Annotated in this window: 12 protein-coding genes; 4 read left to right on the top strand and 8 right to left on the bottom strand. The window is 40.7% G+C overall.

The window, feature by feature from the left end:
• Positions 1–138 precede the first annotated feature (138 nt).
• From AAGA18_08120 to AAGA18_08110, 3 genes are all read right to left on the bottom strand, one after another.
• Positions 139–759: a GYF domain-containing protein gene (locus AAGA18_08120; protein MEM9445307.1), complete on the bottom strand. Its 621-nt coding sequence runs from the start codon at positions 757–759 to the stop codon at positions 139–141.
• A gap of 766 nt (positions 760–1,525) precedes the next feature.
• Positions 1,526–2,323, bottom strand: coding sequence for an EI24 domain-containing protein (locus AAGA18_08115; GenBank protein MEM9445306.1), 798 nt, complete (start codon positions 2,321–2,323; stop codon positions 1,526–1,528).
• A 35-nt stretch (positions 2,324–2,358) separates the two neighbouring features.
• Complete coding sequence (locus tag AAGA18_08110) at positions 2,359–3,327, bottom strand: calcium/sodium antiporter (protein MEM9445305.1); 969 nt, start codon at positions 3,325–3,327, stop codon at positions 2,359–2,361.
• A gap of 133 nt (positions 3,328–3,460) precedes the next feature.
• On the opposite strand from AAGA18_08110, the gene acs reads away from it, so the two are divergent.
• On the top strand, positions 3,461–5,431 hold the full coding sequence (gene acs / locus AAGA18_08105) for an acetate--CoA ligase (GenBank protein MEM9445304.1): 1,971 nt from the start codon (positions 3,461–3,463) through the stop codon (positions 5,429–5,431).
• Positions 5,432–5,531: 100 nt separating this feature from the next.
• Here the strand turns inward: acs and AAGA18_08100 are convergent, their stop codons facing one another.
• From AAGA18_08100 to AAGA18_08080, 5 genes are all read right to left on the bottom strand, one after another.
• Positions 5,532–8,369 (bottom strand): PAS domain S-box protein, encoded by a 2,838-nt coding sequence (locus AAGA18_08100; GenBank protein MEM9445303.1) that lies wholly within the window; start codon positions 8,367–8,369, stop codon positions 5,532–5,534.
• A gap of 22 nt (positions 8,370–8,391) precedes the next feature.
• Entirely contained in the window at positions 8,392–11,415 is a 3,024-nt protein-coding gene (locus AAGA18_08095; GenBank protein ID MEM9445302.1) for a chemotaxis protein CheB, read from the bottom strand.
• Positions 11,416–11,699: 284 nt separating this feature from the next.
• A complete protein-coding gene (locus AAGA18_08090) occupies positions 11,700–12,845 on the bottom strand; it encodes a glycosyltransferase family 2 protein (protein ID MEM9445301.1) in 1,146 nt (381 codons plus the stop codon).
• Between the two features lie 14 nt (positions 12,846–12,859).
• Positions 12,860–13,597, bottom strand: a complete 738-nt coding sequence (locus AAGA18_08085; GenBank protein MEM9445300.1) for a lysophospholipid acyltransferase family protein — start codon at positions 13,595–13,597, stop codon at positions 12,860–12,862.
• The gene (locus AAGA18_08080) at positions 13,594–14,493 is read right to left on the bottom strand and encodes a phytoene/squalene synthase family protein (protein MEM9445299.1); all 900 of its coding nucleotides are present in this window, start codon (positions 14,491–14,493) and stop codon (positions 13,594–13,596) included. The genes AAGA18_08085 and AAGA18_08080 overlap by 4 nt, the downstream gene beginning before the upstream one ends.
• A gap of 165 nt (positions 14,494–14,658) precedes the next feature.
• On the opposite strand from AAGA18_08080, the gene AAGA18_08075 reads away from it, so the two are divergent.
• The 3 genes from AAGA18_08075 (at position 14,659) to AAGA18_08065 (ending at position 18,435) form a co-directional block, all read left to right on the top strand.
• A complete protein-coding gene (locus AAGA18_08075) occupies positions 14,659–16,506 on the top strand; it encodes a GreA/GreB family elongation factor (protein MEM9445298.1) in 1,848 nt (615 codons plus the stop codon).
• A 260-nt stretch (positions 16,507–16,766) separates the two neighbouring features.
• Positions 16,767–18,059, top strand: a complete 1,293-nt coding sequence (gene eno / locus AAGA18_08070) for a phosphopyruvate hydratase (GenBank protein ID MEM9445297.1) — start codon at positions 16,767–16,769, stop codon at positions 18,057–18,059.
• Positions 18,034–18,435, top strand: coding sequence for a septum formation initiator family protein (locus AAGA18_08065; GenBank protein MEM9445296.1), 402 nt, complete (start codon positions 18,034–18,036; stop codon positions 18,433–18,435). Before eno ends, AAGA18_08065 begins: the two co-directional genes overlap by 26 nt.
• Positions 18,436–18,448 lie beyond the last annotated feature (13 nt).

The following is an 18,448-nucleotide window of genomic DNA, read 5'->3' as shown; positions in this document are numbered from 1 at the left end:
CTATGACGCAAAGAAGCTAAAAGAACATGGGATGATCTTATCATTGCAGTTTCAGACTGTTTTGATTCTTTGACTAATGAGGACTGCAGAAACTTCTTTCACCACTGTCAGTATGTTTAAACTTAATTAGTAAATGCTCTAATACGGTGGCTGGTATTCGTCGGGTATTTTGCGCTCTAGCGGCTGAATTCTTTTCTTGTAGTTTTCGAAATCTAAACTCAATCCATTTTTGGGGATGAACAACGCAGCTAGCAAGCACAAAACGTTGATTCCAGGGACTAGCGTAACAAAGGCATAAACCCATCCTAAGCCTATATCTCTAAACCGAGGTATAATAATAGAGCTCACTAGGAAAAAAAGATAAATCAGAGCACATCCCCCATAGATAGCGTAGCCGGAAGGTTGATTGGTAATCGATGGAGCCAACTCGAAAACAGTTAATATAGGCAACGAAAAGATTAAGTGAATGACGACCATGCGAAATAAGTAGTCTAGGCGTTTGATTCTATAGGGAAACAGCCAATGATATTTTTTAGGCCTAGTCCACTCTTCAGCTATCAGGACGGGCTCTCTTTTAAAGCCTAAAGAAGCCATCGCTTTCCACTCTGAGTCTCCTTCCTTGATTATCAGGGTATCATTACCTATGAAGAAATCTTGATACATCAAGTACAACTCTTCTAAAGAGTAAGGGCCATGGGTAACCTTTAACTTGTCTGCGTAATAATACTTGGAGGAAGTATTTACTTTTGGTTTGTTCATAGCAATCTTTGCCTATAGTAGTTTATCTTCTGATTTGAACTTGCATGAGGCAAAAGCGAATTAAAGATCTGCACAAGATCTTGGTCTCAAAAAACATAGAGCCTACCCAAAGTGTCATCTTCGATGACTCTTTTATTTTTGTAGCTCAAGCTTTTATGCATCTCGTTCAATTTCTATTGCACAATTCGGTTTGAAATAGCTTTTAGTTGCATTGAGAACAGATAAACCTTCATCTCTTAACTTTTGCATCCTTTCAGCATTGGTAAGTGTTTTCAATTTTAGCTCTAATTATAAATTCTAGAATAAAGATCATCTCATGAATCAAATTCAATAGAAATCAAATTATTCTGTGGTCAAGTACTGTTGATAAGCATTTTTCTACGAGATGTTGTATTTTTAGAGAATTCCCGCCGCTAAAATTCTGTATATGAATAAATGTTTTATATACAAAATTTTAAGGTTATTTTTTATCAAGCTGAGCATGTTCAATATTTACTTTGTTGAAGCTTCAATGCCTAGGATGTAAAGAGATTTAAAGGACTTGTGTCTGTGGCTTGGAGCATTTTTGAATTCATGTTAATCTCATTATGTCATACCTCGGTTCAGCCGGGGTATTCAGGAGATTGAAGTATTCATTGATTGATCCGCTGATATCAATAAGTATCAAAGCACCAAGGAACTAGACAGAGTTCTAGAGGCTTTCTGCGGTGAAACCAGAGAAATGACGGGTTGATTGTGCCCTGTTGGCTATTCATTAGAAAATACATTAGGTTCTGATATGACGGCTTAAATTTTCTTCCAGATCTAGCTTTAAATAAAGCAGAGTGCCTGAGATGACGCCAAGGGGTAAAAAGAATAATGCTGTGAGTGGAATGAGAAAAAGGAACTCCATAGCTATACCTAATCCTACGAATTCCCAGAGATGCTTTCGAAAGATAGCTTTTTTCTGCTGATAGCGCAGACCTTGCCTGTCTGCAGGAATGCTCAAGAAGCCTAAACCGGTATGATAGGCCGTGACTAAAAAAAGAGGTAAAAATCCAACAAAAGGAACGAGCAAGAAGGGAATGGTTAACAAGGTAAAGAACAGTTGCCTAATAACTATATAGGCAGAGTCTCGCAGACTATAAAGCATGTTAGTGTACAAAAGCTTTTGTTCAGAACGTATCTGGTCTTTAGATGGATTTTTTAGTGACAGAAGTAATTCTGTTTTATGAGAGAGGAGATCATTTAGTGGACTGGCGACGATCATACCAACCGCGCTAAAGGTATAGAGGCATACAAAGAAGGCTAATGGTAAAAAAAAGACCCATTTAAGAATTTCTGCAGAATAATTGAAGAGAGTAACCACCTCAATGGGCCAATTATCTAGCAAAGAGAAATTTTCAAAAGAAATATGTAGTGTAGATACTAAATAAAGACTTGTGGCAAACATAGAGAAATAAAGAATCGTATTAGTAAGCCAGGGTAGAATTGCATAACGCTTGATGCCGGAGACAGTGAATAAAAGTTTCAGAGCTATGAATGGGAGACGAAAGCCTTTGGCTAAGCTAGATAAGCGCTTCATGTGTTTCTTGAATAGCACTCTATATGCTACATGTATTAACTATTTACTTGGGTATAAGTGGTGTAACTAAAATACCCAAAATAAAGAACCAAGTAGAGTGCCCCCTCCCATCTCTTGAGTAAATAGCCGGTGAGCATTAAAGGGAAACAAACCAAAATAAACCCAAGCATGGCAAACATGTCCATCCAGGCTAGGTTCCCGCGATCTAATGGTATGACCAGGCCAGTGATACCTAAAACGGCAAGGTTGTTAAAAATACAAGAGCCTATAGCGTTACCTACTGCAAGATCGCCTTCATTATTTTTTGCCGCAATAATAGTTGTGGCTAGTTCTGGAAGACTAGTGCCGATGGCAACGATTGTCAGACCAATGAGGGCTTCACTTACTCCCATAGCATTGGCAAAACTGGTAGCACCATCTACTAGTAATTTAGCTCCTATGGATAAAATGATAAGACCGCTTGTGATAAAAAATAAATCTCTTAGGAGACTGCCCTTTAATTTCTTTTGCTTTTCATACTGAGCGGTGAAGGATTCTTTTAAGGTTTCACTACTTCCCTTTTTGGCTTGGTAGATACTATATGTCACGTAAGCCAGAATACCTAAAAATAGAAAGAGAGCGTCAAGGCGGGAGATTCTATCGTCTAGCAACATGCCCATAAAAATAAGTGAGCTAACTAATAAGATAGGCACTTCTTGTTTAATAAGCTGTGCTTGAACTTGAATGGGTTTAAGCAGTGCTGCAGCTCCTAAGATGAGGCCAATGTTGCAAAGATTAGAGCCCACAACATTACCGAGTGCGAGATCTGAACTTCCTCTAATAGCCGCTTTTACACTGGCAAAAACCTCAGGACTGCTAGTCGCAAAGGCAACGACAGTTAGCCCTACAACTAGAGGGGAGATGCCAAAGCGTACGGCTAGCACTGAGCCTCCCTTCACTAAGAACTCTGCACCGTAGTAAAGCCCAGCTAGACCTATGACCAAATAAATAATTTCGACAACCACAATTATCAGGTAATCTAAGATCCAAACCTTATATTGCAACAGCTCAATTTGTTTACATTGCTCATATCACTAAGCTTAATTTTCGAAATTAGTGTTGTTATTTACAGCTTAGTTGGAATGATCAGTTGAGATTATGAGAACTAAATTACCAGAGAATCAATTAAATACCGTCTTACAAGAAAACCGCAAATTTGCACCTTCTCCGGATTTTCAATCTAAGTCTTATTTCAATGACCCTTCGGTTTTTCAAACACTTTATGAAGATTCAATTAGGGAGCCAGAAGTATTTTGGGGGAAGATAGCAGAGGAGTTCCATTGGTTCAAAAGGTGGGATAAAGTCTTAGATGATTCTGAAAGGCCATTTTTCAAATGGTTTACTGGGGGTAAGACTAATGTTACTTATAACTGTGTAGACAGACATATCCAAGGCCCTAACAAAAATAAGGCAGCACTCATATGGGAAGGCGAGCCAGGAGAGGCGAGAGTATTGACTTATATGGATCTTTATCGCGAAGTTAACCAGTTTGCTAATGCTATCAAGAAGTTGGGAATTAAGAAAGGAGATCGAGTCGCTATTTATTTACCTATGATCCCAGAGTTGGTCATTTCAGTTTTAGCTTGTGCAAAGGTAGGTGCAGTGCACTCAGTCATTTTTGCAGGATTTGCCGCTGACTCCATAAAAGATCGTGTCTTAGATAGCGAGGCAAGTATGGTCATCACTGCTGATGGCGGTTGGCGTCGTGGTAAGCCGCTTTCATTGAAAAAGATTGTTGATGAGGGTATTGAGGATTGTGATTGTGTCAAAGACGTGGTCATTGTGAAGCGTTCCAGCGAGGATTCTTTCCAATATAATTTCCGCAAAGATAGGGACCATTGGTACCATGAGATTATCAGTGGTGAATCTATCCATTGTCCTGCTGAAAAGTTGGATTCCGAAGATCTTTTGTTCTTACTATATACGAGTGGAACAACGGGTAAGCCTAAAGGTATTATGCATACCCAAGGCGGTTATATGGTTTATACTGCTACCACGGCAAAGTATGTCTTCGACTTACAGCCAGGGGACGTCTACTGGTGCACAGCTGATATAGGCTGGATTACTGGACATAGCTATTTAATCTATGGACCTTTAGCAAATGCCGCAACCTGTCTTATGTATGAAGGGGCTCCTAACTACCCAGACTTTGGGCGGTTTTGGCAGATGGTTGAGAAATACGGAGTCACGGTTTTCTATACGGCTCCAACGGCAATTAGAGCATTTATGAAGGTCGGAGAGGAATGGCCTGGAAAATATGATTTGTCTTCTTTGCGTCTGCTAGGTTCAGTAGGAGAACCCATAAACCCCGAGGCTTGGATGTGGTATCACCAATTTATCGGTGGTGAAAAGTGTCCTATCGTAGATACCTGGTGGCAGACCGAAACGGGTGGGATTATGATCTCGCCAATCCCAGGTATTACGGAGACTAAACCTGGAAGCGCTGTCCGGCCATTTTTGGGAATTGATGCGACCATCTTGGATGAGGAGGGAAATGAAACAACTGCAGGCCTATTGGCAATACGTCAACCATGGCCTTCTATTCTCAGGGGGATCTACGGAGACACAGAGCGGTTCAAGAATACTTATTGGAGCCATTGGCAGGGACAGTATTATTTCCCTGGAGACGGGGCAAAGTGTGATGAAGATGGTTATCTATGGCTTTTGGGGCGCGTCGATGATGTGGTGAATGTCTCTGGCCACCGAATTGGAACTGCTGAGTTGGAAAGTGTTTATGTGGAGCATCCTTCTACAGCTGAATCAGCAGTGATTGCCGTAGAACATGAAATCAAGGGCCAGGGCCTAGTTTCTTTTGTTACTTTGAAACAGGGAGTCCAGCCATCGCCTGAATTAGAAAAAGAGCTTAATGAATGGGTCGCTAAGAAAATTGGCAAATTTGCTGTTCCAGAAAAAATTATCTTCTCTGCTGATCTGCCTAAAACTCGCAGTGGAAAGATTATGCGTCGTTTATTGAGAGATATTGCTGAAGGGCGTGCACTGGGAAATATCACAACCCTTGCAGATCCCAGTGTGGTTGCTTCACTGCAGGCAAGTTACGAAGAGGACTGATTTCTAAGAGATATTTTTCCAGCATTTGATCTGCAATGATTATTAAAACCCAGGATGAGTCATCAGACTCCCAAAGATATCTCCAAATTGTAAAGTAGAATTATTTTAGAATATCTGAAATGATGAGTGATAGAGCTTTGATATCACATGGCTTGGGTATAAGTGCCTTGAAGCCATGATCTTTCCAAGCGGCAACATCATCTGTATCCGCATGCCCCGTGCAGAGAACCGCCGTAATATCTTTGTTGAAACTTTGCAGGCGCTTTAATGCTTCAATTCCGCCAATTCCACCTGGGATCGTTGCATCCAAGATAATAAGGTTGTATTCAATACCTTTTGCTTGAGCTCTTTCCAAGAAACTTACCGCATCTGCTCCATCTGCTAAAGTAGAAACTTCATATCCGATCTTAGTGAGTGAGCGTGCTAAGCTTTTGCGTATAATCTGATCATCATCTATTAGTAAAATTTTGCCTGAGCCCATAATACATTCTGTCAACTGAGTGTCAGATGCAGAGTTATCAGCAGATTCTGCCGCAGGAATCATGACCGTAAAACAAGCACCATTAGAGGTATTGGAAACGGTTATGGTCCCGCCATGTTTGGAAACAACATTATTACAAGTAGCTAATCCGATTCCATTGCCGTGGGCTTTGGTAGTGAAATAAGGGTCAAAAATTTTAGAGCGGATTTCATCCGGAACGCCACCACCTTCATCTATGAAACTTAGCTTAATGTAGTCACCACTCTTTAATCCAAGTTTTAAAGAATCTTCGGAAATTTTTATAAATCTTGCGGATACATAGTAGTGCCCTCCATCTGGCATGACTTCTCTGGAATTAATGACAAGGTTATCAATAACAAGTGTGATTTGTTCAATGTCTGCGAGGATATTGGGAATTTCAACAGGTATATCGAATACCGGTTTGATATTTGATCCACGTAAAGCAAACTCAACCGCGGGTGTGATTAAGCTAGATATGGGATGAGATTTGATTTCAAAAACTCCTCCTTTAGAAAAAGAAACAAGCCTTGCAGCGAGTTTACTGGCACGTAGGGCGGCGTCTCTGGCTTCTTCAAGCAGCTCGCGATCGGGCTTGTCCATCAAACAAAAATCTAGGTTAGCTAAAAGTCCCATCATCATATTGTTAAAATCGTGAGCTATGCCACCAGCAAAGAGGCCTAAAGCTTCAACTTTAGCAGACTGCAGTTTATGGTCCTCAAGCTCTTTCTGGTGTGAGACGTCTTCACAGACTCCCATAATAAATAAAGGCTTTCCGTCGTCACCGAGGATAGCACTCAAATGGAAGTGGATGTGAATTTTAGAACCATATTCGGTGATTGAATTGACGGTTGTTTCAAATTGAACGGGGCTCTGGCTGTTGTGATAAATTTTTTCTATATAAGGTTTACAACTTTGATTAGGGCTTCTCAGCACATCATCTAAAAGACAATCGATAATATCTGTGGTTTTACTTAGTTCTAAGATATTGAGAAAATAGTCGTTCCAAGAAATAAGCCTTCCCTCTAGGTCCATTCTCACAATCCCTAGTGGAGCTTGTTCCATCATACACTTAAGTTGTTGTTCTCTGTGAATGAGTGCTGACTTGAGTTTGTGCTCGCGTGTGACATCTTGCATCTCCAGTAATACTTGTCTTCCGCGCATATTATATCTCAAAGGCGACAAGCTAGCTGCCGTTTGCTGGACTGGGTAACAATGGTCCTTTAGCTCCCAAACCATGTCTCTGAGTTTTTTGGAGGATCGATAAGAGGCTTGCGCAAGCATCTCAAGTAGTTTGCTATGACTGATATCAACAAAGTTTTTAATGCTAGTGCCTTTGACTTTCTGTCCACTCCGAGAAAGAATTTTGATAAATGCCTCATTGGCTTCAACTATTTTACCGGAAGTAGACAAAACAGCTTTACCAGTAATAGAATGAGAAAACAGTTTTTTGAAACGCTCTTTAGCCTCTATTGATTCACGTTCAGATTCTTTAAGCTCAGTGATATCTGTGCAAAGGATCACATAGTTGGTGATAATATTTTCATCATTAACAACTGTATCACTGTCTATTTGAAACCAGGCTTTCTTATTGTGATTGATCAGTAGCTCAGCTTCAACTGAGAAAGTTTCCCTTCTAATAATGGAATCTTTAATAGTTTCAGTAATTTCTGATTTGGGTGATCTATCTGAAATAATTTTGATAAAATTTATCTTATCGTCATTTGTATAATGCAAGCCAAAGTGAATAGAAGCACTATCGTTATACCACTCTATTTGCCCGGTTCTATCGGTAATAAAAGCAATATTGCGAGTTCTACTTGCCACCATGGCAAGTTTTTGAGTTTCAGCGTTGAGTTTGGCGAGGTGGTTGCGGGTAGAAGTAATTTCTGAAATGTCAATAATGGTAGTATAGGCTTCTACGCCTTTACCTTCTGAGCCACTTACGGTGCTCTGAATACGAACATATCGATTGTCTCCTTGACGTGAATGTATTCGAGCGTCTATAGCATGATAAGAGACGTCTTTTCTGAGTTCTCCTAGGTGGTTTTCGTAATTCGTCCGGTTCCTTACCTCAAGAAAGTCGATTAGTTTTTTGGGATGTCTTCGAAGGCTATCTTTGGCAATTCCCAGGAATTCAAGTGCCATTTGATTGGCATCAAGAATGATCCCATCAAGGTCAGTTCGAATGATACCAATGGGGGCAAATTCAAAGTGCTTAAAATATCTTTTATGAGATTCAGCTAGAGCTTCTTGAGACTGTCTAAGTTCTTCATTTTGAACTTCTAACTCTATATGGTAGATATTTAACTTTTGAGAAATTTCATCGGATAAATGAGTTGTATTACTATCATCAAATGAATTATTGGGTAGGTGGGCAGATTTTAAGCTCTCTGAAAGAGCAATGATTCCACTTGATCTGGGATCTTCGAAAGTCATGAGTTAAGTTAGTTTGAATGATCTAACCGGAGGATTGTAAACTTCTGGCATCAAACTCTAGAGTAATATTAGTATGCATAACAACAGCACCGATTACTTTCCTAGAAACGATCAGTGGAGCAATATCCATACGAAACCAGCGCTCTTCAGTTTCTGAATGACACGGATATTCTAAGCTGAAGTGTTTTGAGCCTCCCATTAGTATCTTTTTGAGTCCTTCGACTACATTTGATTTTTCTTTAGTACAAAAGCCATCAGCAGATTCTACTGCGTTGAAATAGCTAGTGCCTATACATGAATGTTCATCTTGTAGGCCATTTTCGTCTCCGAACTTTCTCCAAGCATCATTGACATCTGTGATGATACCTTTGTTATCTAGAATAGCGATATGCGAAGGTAAGGAATTCAAAATGACTTCTTTAATTTGTTCTGCCTTTTTGAACTTCTGTAGGTCTTTGCGTATTTGATCCTCCTGGTTCTTGACCTGGGTAACATTAATGACTGTTATGACAAGTCCCTGGTTTTCGCCCTCTTGAGTTTCAAATGGAGTCACCCGAACAAGATACCAGGTGCGTCTATTTAGTTTGATAGTCTTTTCAACAGGCTTCCTGGTGGATATAACTTCCTCTGCTTCAGGGAGTATTTTGGCAATGATGGGGTGGGATAAGTCACTCAGTGGACGACCTACATCATGAGGTAAAATATTTATCTCTCTCGTCAGAGCCATAGTGAAGCGTCTGATACACATAGAAGTATCTAGTAAAAGCAGTCCAAGATCAGTGGTTTGCAATAGATTGTTGATATCATCATTCAGGTCGGTGAGGTCTTGGATCTTTTCTTGATATTCCGAATTGAGTGTGTGGAGCTCTTCATTGACAGACTCTAATTCTTCATTCGTGCTTTGAAGCTCTTCATTAGAAGCAATGAGTTCCTCATTGGTAGCTTGAAGTTCTTCATTAGAAGCTTCTGTCTCCTCTATAGCAGCTTGAAGACTTTCGCGTGTTGATTCTAGTTCTTGCTCGAGATCGGCTATGCGCTGCTCAGTTTGTGAAGTTAGTTGAATGGGTTCTGTGTCTTCTATGGGATCTTTTACGTGACAAGATTCGATGATAGCAAGAACTTGGTCAGTAGAGTCTTCATCATTGAGAGGAATAGCTCGCAATCGATATTCAGTATTTCCTTCACTTAACTCTGTTAATTTGATGGATGAGCTTTCCGCTGTTTTACCCGACTTCCTTGATTTATTTAAAGCTAAGGATAGAAGCACACCCATCTCCCTAGGTAATAGATTTATGAGATTGAGACTGGCTTTTCCTGGCTGGACTTTGAGAAATTTCTCTGGCTCGCCAAAACTGTGTAATATTTCATTCGCATGATTAATGATAAAACAAGTAGCAGCCTGGTCGTTAATGAGCGAGGTTATCACAGATTGCCACCAGCGAGGAGAGGCTGTTTTAGTGGAAACGGTGATCCCTTTCGGTGGAAGTGTTGATCTGTAGGTTGAAACGTCATGTGTTGTCGTCTCTGACAACATACCACCCATATAAAGGCGGTTAGCATTATTTTTACGGAATAGCTTTGATTTGAGATCTATAGTATCAAATGAAAGATTGAGTTCTCCAATGGTTTCGCTCGACCCTAAGAAGAGAATCCCTTTATTCCTAAGAGCAAAGTTAAAATAGGAGAGCACTTTCTTCTGGTAATCCGGCTTGATGTAAATCAATAAATTCCTACAGGTCACTAAATCAATTCGCGTAAAAGGGGGGTCGCGGAGGATGTTTTGCACAGCAAAGATAACCCGATCTCTGATAAAGCGATTGATTTGGTAGTTATTTCCACTGCGAGAAAAATATTTTTTTAAATATAACTCAGGCATATCTTCCACTGCACTGGGTGGGTAAATTCCATTACCAGCAAACTCAATACTCTCTCTGTCTGCATCTGTCGCAAAGATTTTAACATCAAGTCGCAGAGATATTTTAGCGAGCTCTTCTTCGATGAGCATAGCTAGAGAGTAAGCCTCTTCTCCCGTAGCACAGCCGCATACCCAAATTCTTAGTATTCCAGTCCTGCTCGCTTCAGTCACCAATTCAGGGATAGCCAATCTGCGTAGGCTTTCAAAAGCAGAAGCGTCGCGAAGAAATCGAGTAACGCGAATAAGTAAATCTTTAGCTAAGTTATGGAGCTCTTGCTTTTTATGCTCCAGGAAAAGAAGGTATTCATCGACGGAGTGAATATGGTTCTCAGACATTTGTCGCTGAATACGCCTGTATATAGTGGTTTCTTTGTATGGTGTGAAGTCGATGCGTGTTTCAGAACGTACTAAGCGAAGTATTTTTTCTATTCCGCTTCGGTCGAGCGAACTGTCATCATCATCATCATCATGATGGCTGCTCTTATCTTTTGTGGAAATGTAGTTGATTGCTTGATTCGGGAATGCTATCTGCTTAATTTTAAGGGGGATATCATGGATAGGTAATACGTGATCTGCCAATCCAGTTGCAATAGCGCTATTAGGCATGCCACTAAATTTCGCGGAGATTTCATCTTGAACAATAACGAGGCCGGACTTTGATTTAATTTCTCGAATGCCTTTTGTTCCATCGCTACCTGTGCCTGAAAGTATGATAGCAATAGCCTTATCGAGATAGTCAGCGGCTAGTGAATGTAGAAAGATATCAATTGGTAGATTTAGACCATCTTTAGCATAGGTCTCAGTTAAGTATAAGGTGGAGTCTTTGATGGTGAGATTATTTTTTGGGGGGATGAGATAGACATGATTGGCTTGTATCCGCAGTCCATTCTCGGCTCTGAGAACCGTCATGGTCGAGCACTTAGCAAGTAATTCAACCATTAGGCTACGATAATCGGGCGATAAATGTTGTATGACTATAAAAGCCATGTTGGTGTTGGCGGGTAGATCCTTGAATAAAATCTGTAGGGCCTCAAGCCCACCTGCGGAGGCTCCAACCCCTATAACATGGGTTGGATTTAGGTTGTTATTATCCACATGGAGTGCTGAGCTTGACTCTTCCTGCCCGATCATCACTATGTATAGATACTAGAAGTAACATCCATAGCTTTTCAATACCTAATAAATTTTTTTTTTCTAAATTGAAGTTAATATTTAACTAAGGTTATTCCTTAAAATTGCCTGATTACACAAATGCTTGAGCTAACTGGCTAGTAGCTAGCCGAACCTTAGAAGAAACAAGGTCTTACGCATATCTTGAATTTACTGATTGTTTTTATGTTTAACTCGAGCCGATAGGCATTTTATTTTAATGGGGGGATAAGAGAGAAATCCACTTAATAGTGAAGCAGATTCTCTTAGTATTTACGTTCCTTCCAGAAGACACGGCCAAAGGCATAGAGTCTCCAAGAGTTAAGGGCTATGACGAGGGTAAGGATTTGTCCAAGGGGGTGCAAAAAAGCTGAGAGTATATGATGCCGGTATACAACACTCATGGCGCAGCGCATAGCGATGATCACACCACATTGGCAAATACAAATACCAAATAGGGACTTATATTTGGCTATGGGCTCAATGCCTAAAAGGTGAGCAAGAACCAAAAGGAATGGCATGAGGTATAAAAAAAATTGTAGGAAACTAAGTGTTAGAAAGCTTACAAGAGAGGAGTCATGCCCTGCGCGAAGGTTCTTGGAGAATCCTGACCAAAGGTCCTTGAAATTTGTATACATACGACAAGTGATAAAATCCGAACCATCTTTATTTTTTAAGTTATAGCCTCGTATCTTTATTAAACGGGCAAGAGCGACGTCATCGACCAGATGATTGCGGACTGAATCATGGCCTTTGATATTACGGTAAGCTTTTCTTCTAAAGAAAAGAAATTGACCGTTGGCTGCCCCTAGGCTTTTGAAACGACCACCCATCCAATGAGGCAAAAAGGTAAGTAGTAGGACATAGATGAAAGGCACCACAAGTATTTCAGACCAAGTTTTACACAGTTGGCGAGGCCAGAGCGATAAAAGGTCGGCTTTATCATCAATCGCTTGGTGGTAAGCGCTTAAAATACAATGCGGGTTATGAATGGTGTCGGCGTCCGTAAAGACGATATACTCTCCTTTGGCTTTCTCTGCTAGTTGGTGACAAGCCCAAGCTTTCCCTGTCCAGTTCTTTGGTAATTTTTTTCCTGGGAGATAAGCGATACGGGAATCGTCCTTAGTAAACTCTTTAATAATGTCGGGTGTTTTGTCAGTAGATTGATCATCGAGAATAAAAATTTCTAACTTTGGATAGGATTGTTGGACCATACTATTTAAGCAGCTTCTAAGATTATTTTCTTCATTGCGCGCGGGTATGAGAATAGAGATGAGTGGATATTCGTGCTCATTTACCTTTTCATCCATAAGTGATGGGGATTGAAAGACAAAAGTATTAATGAGAAAATGAACACTGATCAGTAAGAGGAGGAAGAGTAGACCAAACTGAAGAAGAAAATAGAGATCCATAATGTATCTTGAGATCAATTGTTCTGTTTAAATATGGAGGATTCTCCACGTATGGTGAAGAGGAATTTTTCCCATTTTTTATTAATCGATAGCTGCGGTGCAAGAAGACTTTGGTAGTCATCTAATGTATGCGCCTTAAGATCCTGAAAGAGCTTTTCACAGCATTGGTGTAGTTGATCCTCTGGTGAGGCTGTTGAGGAAGGAGTAATCAATTGTGGCTGATCAATAAGTACTAAGGCTTGAGGTCGATCTTCTCTCAGAAATTCATAACGAAAGGCAATGGTCATGAGTTGTACTTGCGGTGTCTTTTTAATGAGAAAATCCAAGCCAGGCTTGAATTTGAGAGGGGCGTGAGGCGATACCATAGAACCTTGTGGGAAAATCCACATTAAACTGCTTGGTTTTTGTAAGACTCTAACGGCATAGTGCAATGATTTTGCAGACTTTATTTTAGAATCTAGCTCTACGGAGAAAGCTCCTATGTGTCGGAAGATAGAGTAATGCTGCATTTGTTTGTGCTCCATCATGAGATGAATTTGGTGATCCTTCATTTTTTTTGAGAGAAAGTAAGCCATAAAGCCATCCCACCAATTTGTATGATTAGCTATTGCTATGACAGGTGTCATTGGATCAAGAAGATCAAGGTGATCTAGACCTTTGACTTTAACCGAATGGAATCGCTTTCTGCAGAGTCCTATTAGGTAGCGGTAGATCAAAGCATCTGCTAACCAATGATGTTTTGCCGTAATCATTTTTGCGACTTATCATTGTTCATTTTTTTATAGGCTTGCCAAGCTAGCTGGAACTTTTGGAAGAATGACGTGCTCGCACGTGTTGCAAAGACATCATACTGAGCTCTTTCGATTTCATCTAAGATTGCAGCATAGATGAAACGCATGAGCCAAACTGAGTATTGTGAACCGTCTGTGGCAAGATGGTTGATGCCATCTTCAGATGAGACATAGTAATTACGCGCTCTTTGAATTTGGAAAGCCATGAAGTCATTCCAACTCTCATCACCAGGATCCACTTTTTTTTCTCTTAATTGAACATGAGATAGACCAAAATTAACTAGCTCAGACTCTGGTAAGTAAATACGACCACGGCTTAGATCCTCTCCAACATCCCTAAGAATGTTAGTAAGTTGCATGGCTATACCTAAATCGACAGCATGTTTCTCATAAGTTCTGTCTTCTAACTGAAAAACTCGAGTCATCATCAACCCAACGACACCTGCGACATGGTAGCAATATATTTTCAATTCTTCCCAGTCTTGAATGAAAACGGGGCCTTGATCCATTTCAACTCCGTATAGTAGGTCCAGGAAGTACTTTTCAGGTATTTGGCAGGCGAGCACGGTGTTTTGGAAAGCAGGCAGCCAAGGAAGTAACTTTAAATCCTCATCTTCTAGGTTATTTTTGAAGACACGATTTACAAAATTTCTGAGTTCATGTAGCACAACGTTTAGAGATTCTATACTGAGTGCTAGGTCTACCTTGTCATCTAGATAGCGGCAGAAAGCGTAGACGGCGAAAGCGTGTTTCTTCTTTTCAGAGCTGAGAGGAATCGAGGCAAAAAAGAAGCTTTTGGCATGATGTTTGGTCACCTTTTGTGCTTCTAAATATGATTTAGCTAGATAGTTAGGCATGAGAAAGCAAGATCAAGAATTTCTATAAAAGCCTACAGTCAAGCAGCTGAAAAGGGTTTAAAAAACAGTTTTTTACACATTTTTATGCGCTTAGAGGCCAAAAAGCGTGAGAAAATGAGGTTTACCGTTGCAAAAACCATCAGCTTCACTAATTCTTTTAAGTGAATGCAAACAGATATAGAGCTCCAACAGATATTAGAGAGTGACGTAGTTCCTCCACACGTAGTGGCAAAACTTGAAAACCTTAAGCCAGATACTTGCTGCCGACACAGAAGCTGGGGTATTGGCCAAGTCAAGGAATGGAATCCTACTCTGAACCAAATAATCATTGATTTTCGTGATAAGCCCGGTCATGCCATGGAATTCGGTTATGCCGCAGATTCACTAACGTCTTTAGCCGACAACCATGTTGACGCCAAAGTCTTGGTGGCATTAGACGAGGTTAAAGAAATGGCTAAATCTGATGTTACGGGTTTAATGAAGATGGCGGTCGGTAGCTTAGGTAAGTTGGCTACTGCTGAGAGAATAGAATTATCGTTGGTTCCAGAGGTTATCGAACCTGCCGATTGGAAGAAGTTTTGGGATGGTGCGAAACGTGCCATGAAGAAAGATCCTCATTTTGAAGTGCCCTCTAAACGATCAGAGTGTATCACACTTCATGACCAACCTCAGGATATTAAAGCGACTCTCGTAAGCACGTTTAATAAAGCCAAAGGTGTCAAAGCTAAAGCTCTGGCCCTTGAAAACATTATGAAGGTATGGAAAGAGATTGATGATATGGAATTTCTTGCCGAAGCTGAGACGACTATTGATACATTACTTAAAAAAGTTCCTAAATCTCAAGTAGCTTCTGCTATAGAGCTATCTCTTGTCAGGGAAGAATTACTGGATATTGCGGGGAAGGAGTTGAATGAAGACTCGTGGGGCATTGCCAAATTCTTGCCATCGGATGTAAAACAGATGACGGGGCTTATGGAGAAATTACCTGCTCTAAAGCAAGCCAGGGTATTGGCGAGAGCTCGCCGCAACATGGGCGATCAGTGGCCTGAGTTGTTCTTGGATCTACTTCCATTCGCTTCTGGTAAAATGGGCCAGGCGATTATTCAAGCCTTTGAAGATGAGGGGCGAGCTGATGAAGTGTTATTTACTATCCAACGTTTGATTCGCGAAAGAAATCTTAGCCCTGACTTCATGATATATATCTGTAAGAATCGCAACGGCTTTTTTGAAAAGCTAGTTGATACACAATTTATTCTCGCCATTATTTCAGCCATTGAGTTTGACCAAATGGGCGGAATCAAGAAAGCAACCCGCCTTGCAGATCTTATTTTGACTGACAAGAAGGTCCTCAAGGACTTGCTTTCTAAATCAAGTGACGAAGAAGTTCGTGATATTACTAGAGCTATACTTCTAAGCCCGGCTTTTGAAGAACTGGACAAACGCTCATTGCTCGCTGCTATGGTCAAGCTTTATCCATTTATTCAGCCAATGATTGTTGGGGATCGTGAAAATAGTGAGGATGAGGATTCTTCGCCTCTTATCGTATCTTGGGATAGTTTGCGTGTTCGTCAGAAAGAACTTGAGGAGATTGTTAACCATAAGATTCCTCAAAACAGCCGAGAAATTGCTATCGCGCGCTCTTACGGTGACTTACGAGAAAATGCGGAATTTAAAGCTGCTAAGGAAATGCAAACGATTCTGATGCGGAGAAAAGCTGAGCTAGAGATCATGCTCACACAGGCCCAGGGTACTGATTTCAAAGAGGTAGATACCACTGAGGTAAATATAGGCACAACCGTAACAATTAGTTACCTTGCCTCGGGTCAGAAAACGGCATACACAGTTCTTGGTGCATGGGATAGTGCGCCAGAGAAAGGAATTATTTCCTATATGACACCTGTGGCTATGGCGTTAGCCAAGCATAAGATTGGTGATGTCGTAGAAGTTCCACAAGAGGAAGGTTCAGAGGCTCAGAAAGTAAAAATTGAGGCTATCGAGCCTTATACGAAATAGTTTTCGGTGTCCATTTATAAAATCGATCTAGTAATTTATTTTAACCTGGATGATGCAATAAAACTTGAACATGATCCATAAAAGTTTGTGCCGGAAGCAAAAGAGAGTCGACAAAGATGTATCTAATAGAGGTGCTTCGTCTAGGCTCTGTTTTTTTTGAGGTCAAGGTCTTGCACAGATCTTTCAATCTCTATTGCATGATACCAGTTTATTACAAAAGCATAAATTCTTATTCAAAATTAAAGGAGGCATAAAAAGGTATGAGTTACCTTACACGTTCGACAAAAATTAAAGCGGTCAAGGCTCGCGAGGTTCTTGATTCAAGAGGGAACCCAACATTAGAGGCTGAGGTACATTTAGAGTGTGGTGCCTATGGGTTAGCGCTGGTTCCATCTGGTGCAAGCACTGGTGTAAATGAAGCTTTAGAACTACGTGATGGAGATAAAAAGCGTTATCTTGGCAAAGGAGTTGAGAAGGCTCGTGACAATGTAAATAAAAAGATAGCTTCTGCACTAGTCGATCAAGATGCTACGGATCAAGTTGAGATTGATCGTCTAATGTTGGAACTTGATAGCACTACAAATAAAAAGAATTTGGGTGCGAACGCAATACTGGCTGTATCCTTAGCTACTGCTCATGCAGCCGCTTCTGCGGTAGGACTACCACTATATAGATACTTAGGAGGACCTAATGCGAAAGTACTCCCGGTTCCGATGTGCAATATTATTAATGGTGGGGCTCATTCTGACGCACCGATTGATTTCCAAGAATTTATGATCATACCTAAGGGAGCTCCAACATTCCGTGAGGCCATTCGCTATGGAACAGAAATCTTTCATGCTCTGAAATCCATTCTTCACGATCGCAAGCTTGGTACTGCGGTAGGGGATGAAGGGGGGTTTGCTCCTAATCTGAGTTCTACAGAAGAGGCTCTTGAAGTGATAGCAGACGCAGTGAAAAAGGCTGGTTATGAACTAGGTAAAGACATCTTTATTGCGCTTGATGTTGCAAGTAGTGAATTCTATGACGAAAGCAAAAAAGCTTATGTCTTCAAGAAATCCGGCAGTGGAGAGAAAACAGTTGAAGAGTTAGTGGATTTTTATGCGGAGTTACAAAAGAAATACCCCATTATTTCTATTGAAGATGGATGTGCCGAAGAGGACTGGGATGGTTGGAAGAAATTAACAGATAAAATCGGTGATAAGACTCAATTGGTAGGCGATGATTTATTTGTTACCAACGTAGATTTTCTGAAAAAAGGTATCGATTTAGGCGTTGGAAACTCCATACTAGTAAAAGTAAACCAAATTGGCTCATTAACGGAAACATTTGATGCTATTGAAATGGCGAAGAACGCAAGTTATACCGCAGTTATTAGTCACCGCAGTGGGGAGACAGAGGATTCTACAATAGCTGACATAGCTGTTGCTACCAATGCGGGGCAAATCAAGACCGGTTCTTTTTCTCGGACTGATCGAATCGCAAAATATAATCGATTATTAAGGATTGAAGAAGAGCTAGGAGATCATGCAATATATGGGGGTGCAATCTAGATTTTTCGACCCTAGTCGTGTTAGAGCCTCCCGGGCCGCAAACTCGGGAGACTTGTGGCATAGGCTTATGCCCTGGATGTATATAGTTATCCTCATGCTATTCCTGGCTTTAGGGGCGGCAGTGTTTTGGCCTGTTTTGAAGCGCGGTCAGGCTTTGCAAGATGAAAAAGTCGCACTGCAACGCAAAATAGAGAATGCTAAAATCAGAGGCCGGCAGATGGATGAAGAGTTATTAGCACTGAAGAATGACCGTCTTTACATCGAAAGAATGGCGAGAGATCTACTAAACTATGGTCGCGAGGGTGAAACTATTTTCAAATTCCCACCTTATGAAGACTCCAGCCTTCCTAGACGTTCTGCTACGAAGCCTCAATAATTAAGCTGAGATT

It is taken from the genome of Verrucomicrobiota bacterium (genome assembly GCA_039192515.1).
GTDB lineage: Bacteria > Verrucomicrobiota > Verrucomicrobiia > Methylacidiphilales > JBCCWR01 > JBCCWR01.
This window is presented reverse-complemented; position numbering and strand designations above follow the sequence as displayed.